Annotated in this window: 14 protein-coding genes and 1 pseudogene; 10 read left to right on the top strand and 5 right to left on the bottom strand. The window is 38.8% G+C overall.

Annotated elements, in window-relative coordinates; genetic code table 11:
• From B7696_RS04420 to ffh, 5 genes and pseudogenes are all read left to right on the top strand, one after another.
• The gene (locus tag B7696_RS04420; RefSeq protein ID WP_084862376.1) at positions 1 to 1,260 is read left to right on the top strand and encodes an ABC transporter permease; all 1,260 of its coding nucleotides are present in this window, start codon (positions 1 to 3) and stop codon (positions 1,258 to 1,260) included.
• 123 nt (positions 1,261 to 1,383) lie between these two features.
• Positions 1,384 to 3,381: a methionine--tRNA ligase gene (gene metG, locus B7696_RS04415; protein ID WP_084862374.1), complete on the top strand. Its 1,998-nt coding sequence runs from the start codon at positions 1,384 to 1,386 to the stop codon at positions 3,379 to 3,381.
• 116 nt (positions 3,382 to 3,497) lie between these two features.
• Positions 3,498 to 3,863: pseudogene (locus tag B7696_RS10555) on the top strand (transposase); the annotation flags it as partial.
• A gap of 78 nt (positions 3,864 to 3,941) precedes the next feature.
• Positions 3,942 to 4,274 carry a putative DNA-binding protein gene (locus B7696_RS04410; RefSeq protein WP_084862372.1) on the top strand — a complete coding sequence of 111 codons (333 nt, stop codon included), beginning with the start codon at positions 3,942 to 3,944 and terminating at the stop codon, positions 4,272 to 4,274.
• Positions 4,275 to 4,285: 11 nt separating this feature from the next.
• Positions 4,286 to 5,857 carry a signal recognition particle protein gene (gene ffh / locus B7696_RS04405; protein WP_084862369.1) on the top strand — a complete coding sequence of 524 codons (1,572 nt, stop codon included), beginning with the start codon at positions 4,286 to 4,288 and terminating at the stop codon, positions 5,855 to 5,857.
• Between the two features lie 83 nt (positions 5,858 to 5,940).
• Here ffh and B7696_RS04400 read toward each other — a convergent pair whose 3' ends face one another.
• Genes B7696_RS04400 through B7696_RS04385 form a run of 4 tightly spaced genes read right to left on the bottom strand, consistent with a single transcriptional unit; the run spans position 5,941 to position 10,462 of the window.
• Positions 5,941 to 6,939 carry a sensor histidine kinase gene (locus tag B7696_RS04400; protein WP_049511081.1) on the bottom strand — a complete coding sequence of 333 codons (999 nt, stop codon included), beginning with the start codon at positions 6,937 to 6,939 and terminating at the stop codon, positions 5,941 to 5,943.
• Positions 6,923 to 7,612: a response regulator transcription factor gene (locus B7696_RS04395; RefSeq protein WP_042751014.1), complete on the bottom strand. Its 690-nt coding sequence runs from the start codon at positions 7,610 to 7,612 to the stop codon at positions 6,923 to 6,925. The genes B7696_RS04400 and B7696_RS04395 overlap by 17 nt, the downstream gene beginning before the upstream one ends.
• Positions 7,613 to 7,644: 32 nt before the next feature.
• On the bottom strand, positions 7,645 to 9,699 hold the full coding sequence (locus B7696_RS04390; RefSeq protein ID WP_084862367.1) for an FtsX-like permease family protein: 2,055 nt from the start codon (positions 9,697 to 9,699) through the stop codon (positions 7,645 to 7,647).
• Complete coding sequence (locus tag B7696_RS04385; RefSeq protein ID WP_049511084.1) at positions 9,689 to 10,462, bottom strand: ABC transporter ATP-binding protein; 774 nt, start codon at positions 10,460 to 10,462, stop codon at positions 9,689 to 9,691. Before B7696_RS04385 ends, B7696_RS04390 begins: the two co-directional genes overlap by 11 nt.
• A 657-nt stretch (positions 10,463 to 11,119) precedes the next feature.
• Here B7696_RS04385 and B7696_RS10550 point away from each other — a divergent pair.
• The 3 genes from B7696_RS10550 to B7696_RS04375 all read left to right on the top strand — a co-directional run bounded on the left by B7696_RS10550 (position 11,120) and on the right by B7696_RS04375 (position 12,928).
• Entirely contained in the window at positions 11,120 to 12,028 is a 909-nt protein-coding gene (locus B7696_RS10550) for a DUF4062 domain-containing protein (RefSeq protein ID WP_239822192.1), read from the top strand.
• A 204-nt stretch (positions 12,029 to 12,232) separates the two neighbouring features.
• Positions 12,233 to 12,685 carry a hypothetical protein gene (locus B7696_RS10545; protein ID WP_239822191.1) on the top strand — a complete coding sequence of 151 codons (453 nt, stop codon included), beginning with the start codon at positions 12,233 to 12,235 and terminating at the stop codon, positions 12,683 to 12,685.
• A gap of 3 nt (positions 12,686 to 12,688) precedes the next feature.
• Positions 12,689 to 12,928, top strand: coding sequence for a hypothetical protein (locus B7696_RS04375; RefSeq protein ID WP_084862365.1), 240 nt, complete (start codon positions 12,689 to 12,691; stop codon positions 12,926 to 12,928).
• Between the two features lie 81 nt (positions 12,929 to 13,009).
• Here B7696_RS04375 and guaA read toward each other — a convergent pair whose 3' ends face one another.
• The gene (guaA, locus tag B7696_RS04370; RefSeq protein WP_084862363.1) at positions 13,010 to 14,572 is read right to left on the bottom strand and encodes a glutamine-hydrolyzing GMP synthase; all 1,563 of its coding nucleotides are present in this window, start codon (positions 14,570 to 14,572) and stop codon (positions 13,010 to 13,012) included.
• A 141-nt stretch (positions 14,573 to 14,713) separates the two neighbouring features.
• Here guaA and B7696_RS04365 point away from each other — a divergent pair, with 141 nt between their 5' ends.
• Both B7696_RS04365 and B7696_RS04360 read left to right on the top strand, forming a co-directional pair.
• Positions 14,714 to 15,412 carry a GntR family transcriptional regulator gene (locus B7696_RS04365; RefSeq protein ID WP_084862361.1) on the top strand — a complete coding sequence of 233 codons (699 nt, stop codon included), beginning with the start codon at positions 14,714 to 14,716 and terminating at the stop codon, positions 15,410 to 15,412.
• 137 nt (positions 15,413 to 15,549) lie between these two features.
• The gene (locus B7696_RS04360) at positions 15,550 to 16,836 is read left to right on the top strand and encodes a peptidase U32 family protein (protein WP_049535202.1); all 1,287 of its coding nucleotides are present in this window, start codon (positions 15,550 to 15,552) and stop codon (positions 16,834 to 16,836) included.
• The last annotated feature ends 197 nt before the right edge of the window (positions 16,837 to 17,033 follow it).

Below are 17,033 nucleotides of genomic sequence, written 5' to 3'. Positions count from 1 at the left end.
ATGCAGAATCTGAAATTTGCCTTTTCATCTATCATGGCCCATAAGATGCGCTCTTTTCTTACTATGATTGGGATTATCATTGGTGTTTCATCTGTTGTTGTGATTATGGCTCTGGGAGATTCCATGTCTCGTCAGGTCAATAAAAATATGACCAAGTCACAGAAGAATATCCATGTCTTTTTCTCGCCTATTAAAAGTAAAGACGGTTCTTTTACCCAAAAGCAATCAGCATTGACAGTTTCTGGGAAAGAAGAGGAAGTTCCTGTGGAACCACCAAAACCACAAGAAGCTTGGGTCAAGGAGGCTGCTAAAGTTAAAGGTGTAGATAGTTACTATGTAACCAACTCGACCAATACCACCCTGTCTTATAAAGACAAAAAAGTGGAGCGCGCTAGCTTGACAGGTGGAAATATTACTTACATGAAGGCGGTTGAAAATGAAATTGTTGCAGGCCGCAGTCTCATAGCTCAGGATTATAAAGATGTGGCCAGTGTCATTTTGCTAGACCAAGAACTTGCTAATAGCCTGTTTGGATCTGCTCAAGAAGCTGTTAACCAGGTTATAGATGTTGGTGGCTTTAGCTATCGTGTCATTGGTGTCTATACCAGCGATGAGGCCAAGACTGCCAAGACTTTTGGTATTGGTGGACTTCCAATTACGACTAATATTTCTCTTGCCAATAACTTCAATATGGATGAAATTTCTGATATTGTCTTCCGTGTCAATGATACTAGTTTGACACCGACGGTGGGACCAGAATTAGCTAGAAAATTGACCGAGATTGCTGGTCTTCAGCAAGGGGAGTATCAGGTAGCAGATGCGACTGCAGCCTTCCAAGAAGTACAACAACTTTTTGGATTTATAACTACGATTATTAGTGCCATCGCAGGAATTTCTCTCTTTGTTGGAGGGACTGGTGTTATGAACATCATGCTGGTTTCGGTGACGGAGCGAACGCGTGAGATTGGTCTCCGTAAGGCTTTGGGTGCAACGCGTGCCAATATTTTAATTCAGTTTTTGATTGAAGCCATGATTTTGACTTTGCTAGGCGGAGTTATTGGTCTAATCATTGCGACAGGCTTAACCGCTATAGCTGGCATACTCTTGCAAGGATTGATTGCAGGTATAGAAGTAGGAGTGTCAATCCCGGTTGCCCTATTTAGTCTTGCAGTTTCGGCTAGTGTTGGTATGATTTTTGGAGTCTTGCCAGCCAACAAGGCATCGAAACTTGATCCAATCGAAGCCCTTCGTTATGAATAAAATCAACAAGATGGACACTCGTCTATCTTGTTTTTATATAGATTTTCCTATCGAAAATCCTTAAAAATGTGATATAATGAAGTGTTAGAAAAACAGGTTTCATTTGCCTGGAAAGGAAAAATTATGTCTGAAAAGAATTTTTATATTACAACGCCAATTTACTATCCATCTGGTAAACTTCATATCGGTTCTGCCTACACAACCATCGCTTGTGATGTCCTAGCACGTTACAAACGCCTGATGGGCTACGATGTCTTTTATCTGACAGGCCTTGATGAGCATGGTCAGAAAATCCAGCAGAAAGCTGAAGAAGCTGGCATCACACCTCAAGCCTATGTTGACGGGATGGCAGTTGGAGTCAAAGAACTCTGGCAATTACTCGATATCTCATACGATAAATTTATCCGTACGACTGATGACTACCATGAAAAAGTTGTCGCACAGGTCTTTGAACGCTTGCTTGCTCAAGATGACATCTATTTGGGTGAATATTCTGGTTGGTACTCAGTTTCAGATGAGGAATTCTTTACAGAAAGCCAGCTTGCAGAAGTATTCCGTGATGAAGCTGGAAATGTAACTGGTGGTATCGCTCCATCAGGTCACGAGGTGGAATGGGTCTCTGAAGAATCATACTTCCTTCGCCTCAGCAAATACCAAGATCGTTTGGTAGACTTTTTCAAAGCTCATCCTGACTTTATCACTCCAGATGGTCGTCTGAATGAAATGCTTCGCAACTTCATCGAGCCAGGTTTGGAAGACTTGGCGGTTTCTCGTACAACCTTTACATGGGGAGTGCCAGTGCCATCTAATCCAAAACACGTTGTATACGTTTGGATTGATGCTCTTCTTAACTATGTGACAGCTCTTGGCTACGGTCAAGATGAGCACGGTAACTTTGATAAGTTCTGGAATGGAACAGTCTTCCACATGGTTGGAAAAGACATCCTTCGCTTCCACTCAATCTATTGGCCAATCCTTCTTATGATGTTAGATATCAAATTGCCAGATCGTTTGATTGCTCACGGTTGGTTCGTCATGAAAGACGGCAAAATGTCTAAGTCTAAAGGGAATGTTGTTTATCCTGAAATGTTGGTAGAGCGTTATGGACTAGATCCACTTCGTTACTACCTCATGCGTAGCCTTCCAGTTGGTTCAGACGGAACCTTCACTCCTGAAGACTATGTAGGCCGTATCAACTACGAATTAGCCAATGACCTTGGGAACCTCCTCAACCGTACTGTTTCCATGATTAATAAGTACTTTGATGGACAAATTCCTGCCTATGAAGAAGGTGTAACAGAGTTTGACCATGCTCTTGCTGACGTCGCAGAACAATCAATCGCTGATTACCATACACATATGGAAGCAGTTGACTACCCACGTGCCCTTGAAGCAGTCTGGACCCTTATCTCTCGTACCAATAAATACATTGATGAAACAGCTCCATGGGTATTGGCTAAGGATGAAGCTCATCGTGATCAATTAGCAAGTGTTATGAGCCACTTGCCAGCCAGCCTTCGTGTCGTCGCTCACTTGATTGAACCATTTATGATGGAAACCAGTCGTGCAGTCTTGAATCAACTTGGCTTGGAAGAAGTAGAGAGCCTTGAAAACTTGAGCTTGGCTGATTTTCCTGCAGGTGTGACTGTAGTTGCTAAGGGAACACCAATCTTCCCACGTCTGGATATGGAAGAAGAAATCGCCTATATCAAGGAACAAATGGAAGGTAACAAACCAGTAGTCGAAAAAGAGTGGAACCCAGACGAAGTTGAACTCAAACTAAACAAGGAAGAAATCAAGTTTGAAGACTTTGACAAGGTTGAAATCCGTGTCGCAGAAGTCAAAGAAGTGTCTAAAGTAGAAGGCTCTGATAAGTTGCTCCAATTCCGTCTAGATGCTGGTGATGGTGAAAATCGTCAAATTCTTTCAGGAATTGCCAAATACTATCCAAATGAACAAGAATTGGTCGGCAAGAAAGTTCAAATCGTTGCCAATCTCAAACCACGCAAGATGATGAAGAAATATGTCAGTCAAGGGATGATTCTCTCAGCTGAACATGATGGGAAATTAACCCTTCTCACAGTTGATCCAGCTGTACCAAACGGAAGTGTGATTGGGTAAAAATAAAACACTAAAGTCAGTTTGAAGACAAAGTCCTTAGACTACAAGTTTCTAAGGACTTTTCTATGTGTAGAGTTGTATATTAGTATAATAAATGTAAGAATGGTTGAGAAATGATGCCTAAGTCTCACAAAGAAAATCAAGACTACAAATATACTCAAGTTGTTTTTTACGAGCTAGTTGAACTCATTTCGTAAGACCATTTTCTTGGTCGCAGGTACTTATTCCTCGGATAAAAGGTGTCCTAGTTTATCCACTGTTACATATGTTGGTTAAAATTCCTCCCATCTAATGTTTCTACGGTTTCAGTTTCATGCTCCAAACCATCAAGGACATTGAGGTCAATACCGCCTATCGTTGGTTTAAGGGGGGATTGAAACGATAAAATTCCTCATTTTACAACTTATGGTAAGAATTACAGACATCGTTTTCAATATAAGGAAATAATAGAGCAAATTTTTAATCAGGTCCTATCTATTGTATAGAAGAATGGTTTGATTGACCCGATAGAGTGACTTCTAATGTAGAAGTATAATAGATTTTTTGGTATAATAAAAGTTATGGAAATCGAAAAAACCAACCGTATGAATGCGCTCTTTGAATTTTATGCGGCGCTTTTGACAGATAAGCAAATGAATTATATCGAGCTCTACTACGCTGACGATTATAGCCTTGCTGAAATTGCCGAGGAATTTGGTGTCAGTCGTCAGGCTGTTTATGATAATATCAAGCGGACAGAAAAGATTCTGGAAGATTATGAGATGAAATTGCACATGTACTCGGACTACATTGTCCGCAGTCAGATTTTTGACCAGATTTTGGAGCGCTATCCCAAGGATGGCTTTCTGAAGGAGCAGATAGAAATTTTAACAAGCATTGATAATAGAGAATAAGAGGAAGAAAAATGGCATTTGAAAGTTTAACAGAACGTTTGCAGAACGTCTTTAAAAATCTACGTAAAAAAGGAAAAATCTCTGAAGCTGATGTCCAAGAGGCAACCAAAGAAATTCGCTTGGCCTTGCTTGAGGCCGATGTTGCCTTGCCTGTTGTAAAGGACTTTATCAAAAAAGTTCGTGAGCGTGCAGTCGGCCACGAGGTCATTGATACCCTTAATCCTGCGCAACAGATTATTAAAATCGTTGATGAGGAACTGACAGCCGTTTTAGGTTCTGATACGGCAGAAATTATCAAGTCACCTAAGATTCCTACAATCATCATGATGATTGGTTTACAGGGGGCTGGTAAAACAACTTTTGCTGGTAAATTGGCCAACAAACTCAAGAAAGAAGAAAATGCTCGTCCTTTGATGATTGCGGCGGATATTTATCGTCCTGCGGCTATTGACCAGTTGAAAACTCTTGGACAACAGATTGATGTGCCGGTTTTCGCTCTTGGGACAGAGGTTCCAGCTGTGGAGATTGTTCGTCAAGGTTTGGAACAAGCCCAAGCCAATCATAATGACTATGTCTTGATTGATACGGCAGGTCGTTTGCAGATTGATGAGCTTTTGATGAATGAGCTTCGTGACGTAAAAGCATTGGCTCAACCAAACGAAATTCTCCTCGTGGTTGATGCCATGATTGGTCAAGAAGCGGCCAATGTTGCGCGTGAGTTTAATGCTCAGTTGGAAGTCACTGGGGTCATCCTTACCAAGATTGATGGGGATACTCGTGGTGGTGCGGCTCTATCGGTTCGTCACATCACTGGAAAACCAATCAAGTTCACTGGTACAGGTGAAAAAATTACAGATATCGAAACCTTCCACCCAGACCGTATGTCTAGCCGTATCCTTGGTATGGGGGATATGCTCACTTTGATTGAGAAAGCTTCTCAAGAATACGATGAGCAAAAAGCCCTTGAAATGGCTGAGAAGATGCGTGAAAACACCTTTGATTTCAATGATTTCATTGATCAGTTGGATCAGGTGCAAAACATGGGGCCAATGGAAGACTTGCTCAAGCTGATTCCAGGTATGGCTAACAATCCAGCCCTTCAAAACATGAAGGTGGATGAACGCCAGATTGCTCGCAAACGTGCCATTGTGTCTTCCATGACACCTGAAGAACGTGAAAATCCAGATTTGTTAAATCCAAGCCGTCGCCGTCGTATCGCTGCTGGTTCTGGAAATACCTTTGTCGAAGTCAATAAATTCATCAAGGACTTTAACCAGGCTAAACAACTCATGCAGGGTGTTATGTCTGGTGATATGAACAAGATGATGAAGCAGATGGGAATCAATCCAAACAACCTTCCTAAAAATATGCCAAATATGGGAGGAATGGATATGTCTGCCCTTGAAGGAATGATGGGACAAGGTGGGATGCCTGACTTGTCAGCTCTCGGAGGAGCAGGAATGCCAGATATGAGCCAGATGTTTGGTGGCGGACTAAAAGGTAAAATCGGTGAATTTGCTATGAAACAGTCAATGAAACGCATGGCGAATAAAATGAAAAAAGCTAAGAAGAAACGCAAATAAAAAAGGAAAGCAGAAGTGCTTTCCTTTTTGATATAACATATGTGCTTTCTATGATTAGGCAATTTTCTTAATCGAAAAATTGACTAAATAGAAAGAGAGATTTCAAATCCTTGCGTCCATTCGGATTTTACTGTGATTTCGATTTTTAAAGCATCTGCTAATTGTTTGACTAGATAGAGCCCCATACCTGTTGATTTTTTCCTTGTATCACCTGAATCACCTGTAAAGCCTTTTTCAAAGATATGAGGGAGGTCACAAGCTTTAACTCCGCAACCATTATCCCTAATAATCAGACTTGTGCGCCCCTTATCTTTTGACATAGAAATACTGAGTTCGGGCTTGTCAGAGCTATATTTAAGGGCGTTGGCGAGGATTTGAGAGAGGATAAATTCAAAACTGCGTTGATCGGTGTAGCAGATTCCTTGTATGTTCTCTAGCTGAATCGTAAATTTCTTTTCTTTGAGCAAGGGATCAAAGTTTTCCAAAAGATCTTGGATACACTCTTGGAGGTCAAGGTCTTCAAATAGAAAATCATTTTTTTCACTTTTCACCCTGTAATAGAATAGTATCTGTGATACATTTCCTTGGATTTGATTTTTCACATAGTCCAACTTAAAAGTTGTATCCTTTGGCAACTGGTCACTTTGATTGTCCAAAAGGAGGGAAAGAAGCGATAGAGGGAGTTTGATTTCATGAGCCCATTTTTCAACATAGTCCTCGTATTCGGCTAGTAATGAGTTGAGCTTTCCTATTTCCGCTTGCCTTTGGTAAAGCGCATTTGCGATTTCTTCGATGCTTTCTTTCTCTGAGGCACTTGATAAACGCAATAATTCCAGCTCAGTATCGACCTTGGGATTGGCTATGAAGGCTTTATAGGCAGCGGATTTTTTTCTTTCTTTTCTTATCAGTAGGAATGATAGGATGAAAAAGAGCAGGACAGTAGCTAAAAGATAGAGAATGATGAGGGCTTGAAACTTTCTCACGTCTGAAAGCCAAAGCAGGACAGCTGTGAATAGATCAAATGCTAAGAGAACAAGTAACCAAGGCAGATAGGTAGCCAAATATTTAGGATTCTGTTTCATATTCCCTTTCCTCTTCCAATTTGTAACCGATACCTCTGACGGACTTGACTTGAAGTGCAATACCAGCCTGTTTCATCACCTTTTTGAGTCTTGCAATATTTACTTGAAGGGCATTTTCATCGATGAACTCAGTTGTATTCCACAGTTTCATGCTTAGTTCTTCTTTTGTGACGACAGAATCAGTTGCCACTAATAAAGTTTCTAACAATTTCCCTTGATTTTGGGGGAGTAAAATCGAGTGTCCATTGATATAAAGGGTATAGGTCTGTCTATCAAGCAGAAAATTATCTTTTTCAAGTAGATTTTGTCTGCCTTCATAGCGTTTCAAGATATTTTCTATACGTGCCAAAAATCTTTCTTTCTTGAAAGGCTTTGTTAGATACTCATCTGCCCCTAATTTCAGGGCGTAGATTTCATCTTTTAATTGTTCACGGGAAGTGAGAACCAATATAGGGACAGAGCGTTTTGACTTGAGATTTTTACAAATTTGAAAACCTGTTTCTCCTGGCAAATTCAAATCCAGTATGATTAGATCTGTATCGTATTGCAGCACTTGCTGGCTTGTATCTTTGAAGTCAGTCAACTTATCAACTTGATAACCCGCTTTCTCTAACAAGATGACAATTTCATCTCGAATCAAGGCTTCATCTTCAATAACCAGAATATGCTTCATATCGGTTCCTCCTTTTCCTATTTTATTCTACCTTATTCATCTCTTTTGGGTTCCATTAATGACAATAAGTACTTGTTGCTATTTTTCTTTACAATTCTGATATAGATGACTTCAAAGCCAGCTAATAGCAGTACGATCAGCATGGCTGTGATAAATCTCTGCCCCATAACCATTCTTGCGCTAGTGGGCACTATTCCTGTGAGGAGGGAGCTCACTCCGAAGCTACTACTGATAAGTGCAAGGGCTATTGGTAGACCGAAATACCAGTTGACTTGCTTTTCTGACGATTTACAAAGAGTTTCGTAGTTGGCACCAAGATGGATTAAGGTCTGGTATCGTCTATAGGATTGTCTTTGTCCCATCAAAAACTGAACGCCGATAATTGTATTTGCGACAACAAGGAAGATGATAGACAGATAGATGGTGACATAGCTGGCAGAGATAATGTAAAACAATTGTCTTCCCATATTTTGTATATAGCTTTCATAGCCAAGAGAGGTTTGATTTAGCTTTTCATTGGTATCTGAGATAGCTCTCATCAAGCCTTTTTCCTTGACTAGCTCAGGAGCCAAGATACCGCTAACATAGTTCGAATAGCGACCGTCTGTATAGCTCATAAAAATCTCATCTGGAACTATGAGAGCGACAGAGAGGGTTATCTCATGATCCGTTACGATTGGCAAAGACTCCACCTCGCCAATCAATTTTACATCATTTCCCATGACTTTGATTTGAGGCTTTGTCTTTAGGACAGAGTTGACGAGACTTTCATCTGGCAGAAAATCTTTCCCCATATACAAATATGCTTCCTTATTAGTTAGTTCTAGAGGAGGAAGATTGGCAGCCTTTTTAAGTTCATTGTATTCGGAAACTGGTATGAGGTGGGAATTAGTAGACTGTTTAAATTTATGGAGCAAAATTTCCTTGTTCTTGTTGTCTTTTTGATTTTTCAACTCCTTGATGACCTCTTCAAAGGACACGGATTCGTGTTCTTTAGTTTGGCCTACTTTAATTTGCAGAATCTTTGAAAACTGTGATACTAGTCCGGCAGCTTCAAGCTCTTTTTTAACTGCATTTACATCAAGATTTTCATCTGTTTCCTGCTTGCTATCTCTAAATGTATAATCCAATACGTGGGTTTGATTGCCTGGATTGCCGCTTGTAATGGCCACACCTGCTCCAAAGAGGCACAAGGCAGAGAAAATTAAGAGGGAGCAGACAGCCAGTATAGTTGAGCGTTGGATAACTAATTCCTGAATCTGTCTAAAATTATAGGCATGAAGTTTTCGATTGTTTCCAAGCTTGACCAAAAAGTCTATAAATAAACGCATACCAAAGAAGAGTAGGATAGTTCCCAGAGTTCCTAAGAGAACGGTGATGCCCATTGTTATGACATTTTCCCAAGCTCGTCCACTCATACCCATGTAATAGGCTGTTCCTAGAAGCAAAATTCCGAGGACAGAAGCAAGAAGGTACACCCCCTTGGGGAGTAGTTTCTTCATCCCAGAAGGAGAATAGGCGAGCAGGTTTCCGATTTCCATATTGGCAGTCTTTGCACTTAAAAGGACAAAAACAGCTAATTTTACGGCTAGGAAGCCGATGACTGTATAGAGTAGAGCTGTGGTAGATAGAGAAAATTGATGTTCAATAATCCCTAGTCCCACAATTTTAGCGGTTATTAGGCTAATCAATTCTGAAATTAAGATGGAAATAGGAAGGCCTATTCCAAGGGCAAGGACACTGTTTCTCAAATCCTCGAGCAGAAGTAGCAAGAACAGTTTGCTTCTTTGCATTCCCAGTGTGAGATAGACACCAAATTCATGTTTTCTCCTTTCCATCTGCATACTGCTTGAGAAGTAGACTAGAAAAAAGAGAATAAAGAGCGTTGCTACATAAAGAATGGGAATCATGCTAAAGAGTTTATTTACAGCGTCACTTTCTATTTGTTTTAGAAAGTGCATCACATCTTGATGAGTCAAAGAAAGGATGATGTAAAAGGAGATAATAGACAGAACCATAGAACTGAAATACAAGCCATTATTCTTTCGATCTCTCTTGCTATTTCTTGAGACTAATTTAGAAAACATTACCATCACCTCCAGCTAGTGCTGCCATGACCTTTAGTATTCTGTGGTAGAAGTCTTCTTGACTTTCTCTTGGATAATCGCGACGGATTTCATGGAATAGTTTTCCATCTTGGATAAACAAGATGCGGTTGCAAAAGCTGGCTGCGACGGAATCGTGGGTCACCATGAGAATGGTGGTTTCTTCCACTTGATTCATTTCGGATAATTTTTGCATCAAAATGGTCGCATTTTTTGAATCCAAAGCCCCTGTGGGCTCGTCTGCAAATACAATCTTAGGGTCTAAAATTAAGGCGCGCGCAGCAGCTACCCTTTGCCGTTGACCACCTGATAATTGAGAAGGGAACTTATCCAGAAGTTCAGAAATATCCAGATATTGGGAAAGTAATTCTAATCGAACCTTGCTTTCGTTGGCATCGACCTTGTGCAAAGACAAGGGAAGTAAAATATTTTCTTTGGCTGTAAGATTGTCCAAGAGCTCAAAATTCTGGAAGAGATAGCCAATTTCCTTGCCTCTATAATCTGCTAATTGGCTCCCTTTTAGCTGACCTAAATCCTTTTCTTGCATTTGAATGGAACCGTCAGTTGGCTTGATGATTGTGGCGAGACAGTTAAGAAGGGTTGTTTTCCCAGAACCGCTACTCCCCATAATTCCTAAGAACTCGCCTTTGACAACTTGAAAAGATATGCTATCCAAGGCTTTGGTAATATTGGGCTCTTTCCCATAATGCTTTTTTAATGATTCTACTCGTAAAATTGTGTCCATGTGAAACACCTCCATTTTTTGTTACTTTCATTATAATATGAATCAGAGTAGAATAACACTTACGGATGATGTAAGAAATCTTTATCGCTGACTTTTATAATCAGGTTATTGGAACTATACTTACTATATTATAGCATGCTTTCAGGGATTTAAAAAGAGGAGTAGAGGTTGAGAAATTTTCCTAATATTGAAATCATAAAAAATAATACCACTGAAGTTCATGCTCCAGCGGTATTATCTTACAGGAAAATCTATTTCCGTTCTTATTTTCTATTGTTACTTCATTTAAATCTGACAAAGAATAATTGTAGCAAGCTAGTTTTAAAGAATTCTCTTCAGCCTACACTATTTTTTATCCAAAGATAAATCTCACTATACGATTACTAGCTTTCTCTGTTGCCTTATTAATATCATCTTTTTTCCAATATGGCTTTACATCATTGCCATAAGTTTTTACAAGAGCAGTCGCTAAGGGATAAATGCTATTAACATAGCCTAATTTACTCTTTTGTGTTGTAGATACCTTTGTTCAAAACCATTCATTTCCAATTGTTTATAACCAATAAAACAGTAAGAGAATTTGATTTTATTGTTTTTTTGATTTATAATCATAATAGGTTAGATTTGTATAGTATTAAATTTTCGGAGGATACATTGATGCCAAGAGAAGGAGTGACTATTTACGATTTATTAATTTCGTGTCCCGGGGATGTTACTGGCTATCTTCAATTAATTAAGGAAGCTGTTGATAATTTTAATAAACTATATGGTAGTTTGAATAATATACAAGTATCAATCAAGCATTGGTCAACGGATAGTTTTCCTGAATCAGGTGATAAACCACAGGAATTATTGAATAAGCAAATTGTTAGGGAATGTGATGCAGCTGTTGCTATATTTTGGACAAGATTTGGTACAGCAACAGATAATTATGGATCAGGAACGGAAGAAGAAATTGAGGAGATGCTATCAGCTGATAAACAAGTTTTTATGTACTTTTTAGAAGCTCCGATAATTCCGTCTAATATAGACATTAAGCAATATGAAAAAGTGCAAGAATTTAAAGAAAGATATAAAGATAGAGGGATGTTTTTTATAGTTAATGACGAGAGTGATTTTCAAAGGCTTTTTACAAATCATCTATCACTTTATTTTTTAAAATTAATTTCAGAAAAAGAAACTTATCAAAACGAAAATATAAAACCGTTTGTGACAATAAGGGATAAAAATACATTATCTGACGAAAATGTTTTACCTAAACAATTTAGTTTACTGGAGTCAAAATTTATCAATGAAAAACAAAGTAGGATTAATGAATATATAGATGAACTAAACAGTACCGTAATTTCTGAAGAATCAGGTATATTAGAAGATAAAACCAAAAAGTTGATCATGCCTTCAAAAGAAGATGCGAATGTTGATTTTCTTTATAAAATGGCTGATTCTGTGGTTATTAGTGATGAATTCAAAGATACTATAAATGATTTCGCTAAAGAAAACCAAATCAAACTACATGAAAATTTTTGGCACTTAGGAAATTTAAGGAAAGATAAATTTCAGGTGTAAATTCCTTTTGGTAACAGTAGACCTTCGTATATAGGGTCTGACAAGGAAAAGAAACGCTTTTCTAAATTAAACAAATTATATTAGGAAATAGTATCTTACAAAGAGTACATTGAATATTTCACATACATAGATAACATTAAATTTGTCGAATTAATCGTTTCTAACTTAGGTAAAACATATGATGAAGATATCGATATAAAACTGATGGTACCAAAAGGTTGTCTGCTAAAACATAATAACTTGCTTTATCCAGGAGAGAACATAATTGAGGAGATACAGGGAATTGAATTAGATGAATTTCTATTTAAAATTAAAGAAAGTGACTCAGTTGATGCTTACGCTTATTTTCAAATAATCCCATCAAATATAGAAAGAATTAATATTAATCCACTTATCGCATATACTACGAGACCTGGTTATGAAGATCAAAAATACAACTATAAAAACTCTTTAGAACACATATTTATATATAAAAATTTTACAAATTCAGAATTTGATATTTTAAGATTTGGCATTGAGTATTTGAAACATAACTCCTCAATGGCATTTCCATCGATACTAATGTTTGAGAATGTTCCTCAAACGATTGAATATGAGATTACTTCAAAATATATACCGGATGTAGTGAAGGGTAAGATACATTTAAAAATTGATTAATAGGTGTTTAATTGGTTAATAGAGTTCAGGAAGTATTCAGAAAATTTAGGTAGTGAGGAAATAATAAATAAAGAAATAGACTTGATTAGTGAGTTTGAATATAATAATGATTTTTACCGTGTTTATGAATTGCGCGAGGATAATGGAGATTATTCTAGAATTGTTAGAGAGTCTAAGAAAGGTATGTATATAGAAATTACCAAAAAGGTTAAAAAGATATTAGGTTTAAATACTGAAAAATAGTTTTTGTTGTTAAAATATTGTTAATGCAAAATAAAAAGCTTTAGAAATCAATATTTCTAAGGCTTTTTAAACTTATTAACTCTATTCCCACTCAACTGTTGCAGGTGGTTTACTTGTAATATCGTAGACGATGCGGTTAACGTGGTCCACTTCGTTTACGATACGTACAGAAATCTTTTGAAGTACTTCCCAAGGAATTTTTGCAAAATCAGCAGTCATACCATCGATAGAGGTGATTGCACGGATTGCAATCGTGTAGTCATATGTACGACCGTCACCCATAACACCGACTGAACGAACGCCTGTGTTAACTGTGAAGTATTGCCAGATATCGCGGTCAAGGCCAGCTTTGGCAATTTCCTCACGAAGAATAGCGTCTGATTCGCGAACTGTTTCAAGTTTTTCTTCAGTAATTTCTCCCATGACACGGATAGCAAGTCCTGGTCCTGGGAATGGTTGGCGCCATACGATGTGGTCTGGCATACCAAGCTCTGTACCTAGGGCACGAACTTCGTCCTTATAAAGAGTGTTGAGTGGTTCGATCAATTCAAACTGCATGTCTTCTGGAAGACCACCCACGTTGTGGTGTGACTTGATAGTTTGAGCTGTATCTGTACCAGACTCGATAACGTCTGTGTATAAGGTACCTTGAGCAAGGAATTTCACATCTTTGAGCTTGCTTGCTTCGTCATCGAATACATAGACAAACTCATTACCGATAATTTTACGTTTTTGTTCTGGGTCAGAAACGCCAGCAAGTTTATCAAGGAAACGTTTTGCAGCGTCTGCTTTGACGATATTCAAACCAAACTTACCACCAAGCATGTCCATAACTTGGTCCGCTTCTCCTTTACGAAGAAGACCGTGGTCTACGAAAATACAGATCAATTGATCGCCAATAGCCTTTTGGAGAAGAACTCCAACGACAGATGAGTCAACACCACCTGATAGACCAAGAAGGACACGTTTATCACCGACAGTTTCACGAATTTTTTGGATCTGCATATCAATGAAGTTATCCATTGACCAGTCGCCTTTAGCCTTACAAATGTTAAGGGCAAAGTTACGAAGGATATCATTTCCGTACACAGAATGACGAACTTCTGGGTGGAATTGGATACCGTAAATGTTTTTATCTGGGTTTTCGATGGCTGCGTATGGGCAGTCAGCTGATGTACCTGTACGAACAAAGTCAGAAGGAATCTCAGTAACCGCATCACCATGGCTCATCAAAACAGTCTGCTCGTCTGGTGTTGATTCAAAAAGAGCTGATGGTGTGTGAGTAAGAGTTGATTGACCGTATTCACGATTTCCAGCATCACCTGCAGGAACAACTTTTCCTCCAAGTTTATGGGTCAATAACTGCATACCATAACAAATTCCCAAAATAGGAATTCCAAGTTCGAAAATTTCTGGGTCAATATCAAATGAACCATCTTCATATACAGAGTTTGGACCACCTGAAAGGATAATTCCTACAGGGTTGATTTCACGAACTTCAGCAGCTGAAATTTTATGACTTTTTAGTTCTGAAAACACACCAATCTCACGGATACGGCGTGAAATCAGCTGGTTGTATTGGCTACCATAGTCCAATACGATGATTTTTTCTACATCTTGCAAATCAGTTGAAATGTTGCTCATCTTTTTCCTTTCTCAAAAGAAATATCTTTTTTCAATATTCTATCACAAATAAGGGCGAATTACCAACTAAACAAGGCGAAGTTTGACTTTTTCTAGTTTATTGGGGTACAATAGAGAAAAGATAGAAATGAAGTGAAAAATATGCTACCTGCTTATATGAAAATCCATGATCAGATTAAAAAGGATATTGACGATCACCGTTGGGCTATTGGGGAGAGGCTTCCTAGTGAACGAGATTTAGCAGAGCAGTTTGAGGTCAGTCGCATGACCCTCCGCCAAGCTGTATCTCTATTAGTTGAAGAAGGTGTCTTAGAGCGCCGCGTAGGAAGTGGCACCTTTGTTTCTAGTACTCGGGTACAAGAAAAGATGCGAGGGACAACCAGTTTTACTGAAATTGTTAAGTCTCAAGGTAAAGTACCCTCTAGCCAGCTCATTTCCTACAGAAAAACCATTCCCAATGAGCAGGAAGTTGCCAAGCTAGGAATTTCTCCAACGGAGAATATTATCCGAATGGAACGGGTCCGCTATGCCGACCAAGTTCCTCTAGTTTATGAAGTTGCTTCTATTCCTGAAAAATTCATTAAGGACTTTAAAAAAGAAGAAATCACTAGTCATTTCTTCCAGACCTTGCAAAAACATGGCTACCGTATTGGCAAATCACAGCAGACCGTCTATGCTCGCCTAGCTAAAGAAAAGATTGCTCACTATTTGGAAGTTGAAAGAGGACATGCTATTCTTGGTTTGACTCAGATTTCCTACCTAGAAGATGGTACTGCATTTGAATACGTAAAAAGTCAGTATGTAGGCGAACGTTTTGAATTTTATCTTGAGAACAACTAGTCTAGAAAGGCTAGTTTTTTTCTTTCTTAAAAGATTAGAATTGTCAAAACAATCTATCTAGGCTTGATTTTATGCCTTATTTACTATAAAATGAGAAGGAAATACGTCAAACTTTTATATTGCAAATAGGAGAAATCATGACAAAAACATTAAAACGTCCTGAGGTTTTATCACCTGCAGGGACTTTAGAGAAGCTAAAGGTAGCTGTTCAGTATGGAGCAGATGCTGTCTTTATCGGTGGTCAGGCCTATGGTCTTCGTAGCCGTGCAGGAAACTTTACTTTCGAACAGATGGAAGAAGGTGTCCAGTTTGCGGCCAAGTATGGTGCCAAGGTTTATGTGGCTGCCAACATGGTTATGCACGAAGGAAATGAGGCTGGTGCTGGTGAGTGGTTCCGTAAACTGCGTGATATCGGGATTGCAGCAGTTATCGTATCTGACCCAGCCTTGATTATGATTGCAGCAACAGAAGCACCAGGTCTTGAAATCCACCTCTCTACCCAAGCAAGTGCCACTAACTATGAAACTCTTGAGTTCTGGAAAGAACTAGGCTTAACTCGTGTCGTTTTGGCGCGTGAGGTTTCAATGGAAGAATTGGCAGAAATTCGCAAACGTACAGACGTTGAGATTGAAGCCTTTGTTCATGGAGCTATGTGTATTTCCTACTCAGGTCGCTGTACGCTTTCAAATCACATGAGTATGCGTGATGCTAACCGTGGTGGTTGCTCTCAGTCTTGCCGTTGGAAGTATGATCTTTACGATATGCCATTTGGCCAAGAACGCAAGAGCCTTAAAGGTGAGATTCCTGAAGAATTTTCTATGTCAGCTGTTGACATGTCCATGATTGACCATATCCCAGATATGATTGAAAATGGTGTGGACAGTCTAAAAATCGAAGGACGTATGAAGTCTATTCACTATGTTTCAACAGTAACTAACTGTTATAAGGCTGCTGTTGATGCTTATCTAGAGAGTCCAGAGAAGTTTGAAGCTATCAAGCAAGACTTGATTGATGAGATGTGGAAGGTTGCCCAACGTGAATTAGCAACAGGTTTCTACTACGGTACACCATCTGAAAATGAGCAGTTGTTTGGTGCTCGTCGTAAAATTCCTGAGTATAAGTTTGTCGCTGAAGTGGTTTCTTATGATGATGCGACACAAACAGCAACTATTCGTCAACGGAACGTTATTAACGAAGGCGACCAAGTTGAGTTTTATGGCCCAGGTTTCCGTCATTTTGAAACGTATATCGAAGATTTACATGATGCCAAAGGCAATAAAATCGACCGTGCTCCTAATCCAATGGAACTCTTGACTATCAAGGTTCCACAACCTGTTCAAGCTGGAGACATGGTTCGAGCTCTCAAAGAAGGTCTCATCAATCTTTATAAGGAAGATGGAACCAGCGTCACAGTGCGTGCTTAATAAAAATGTAGGATACGAAAGCTTTCTAGTTGCTTTCCCTTTAATTCTTCTTACTAAAAGAGCATTAGGTTAGAGAAAATATATTAATTTCCATCCGAGATTTCATCTCGGATTTTTTCATTATTTTTCAGAAAGACTCAGATAATGGACGCATTTATTACAAGTTTTTTCCAAAATTTTCTATATAATAGACTTAA

The organism is Streptococcus mitis (assembly GCF_002096815.1).
Lineage (GTDB): Bacteria > Bacillota > Bacilli > Lactobacillales > Streptococcaceae > Streptococcus > Streptococcus mitis_AD.
The sequence above is the reverse complement of the archived record's forward strand: the minus strand, read 5'-3'. Positions and strand labels throughout refer to the sequence as shown.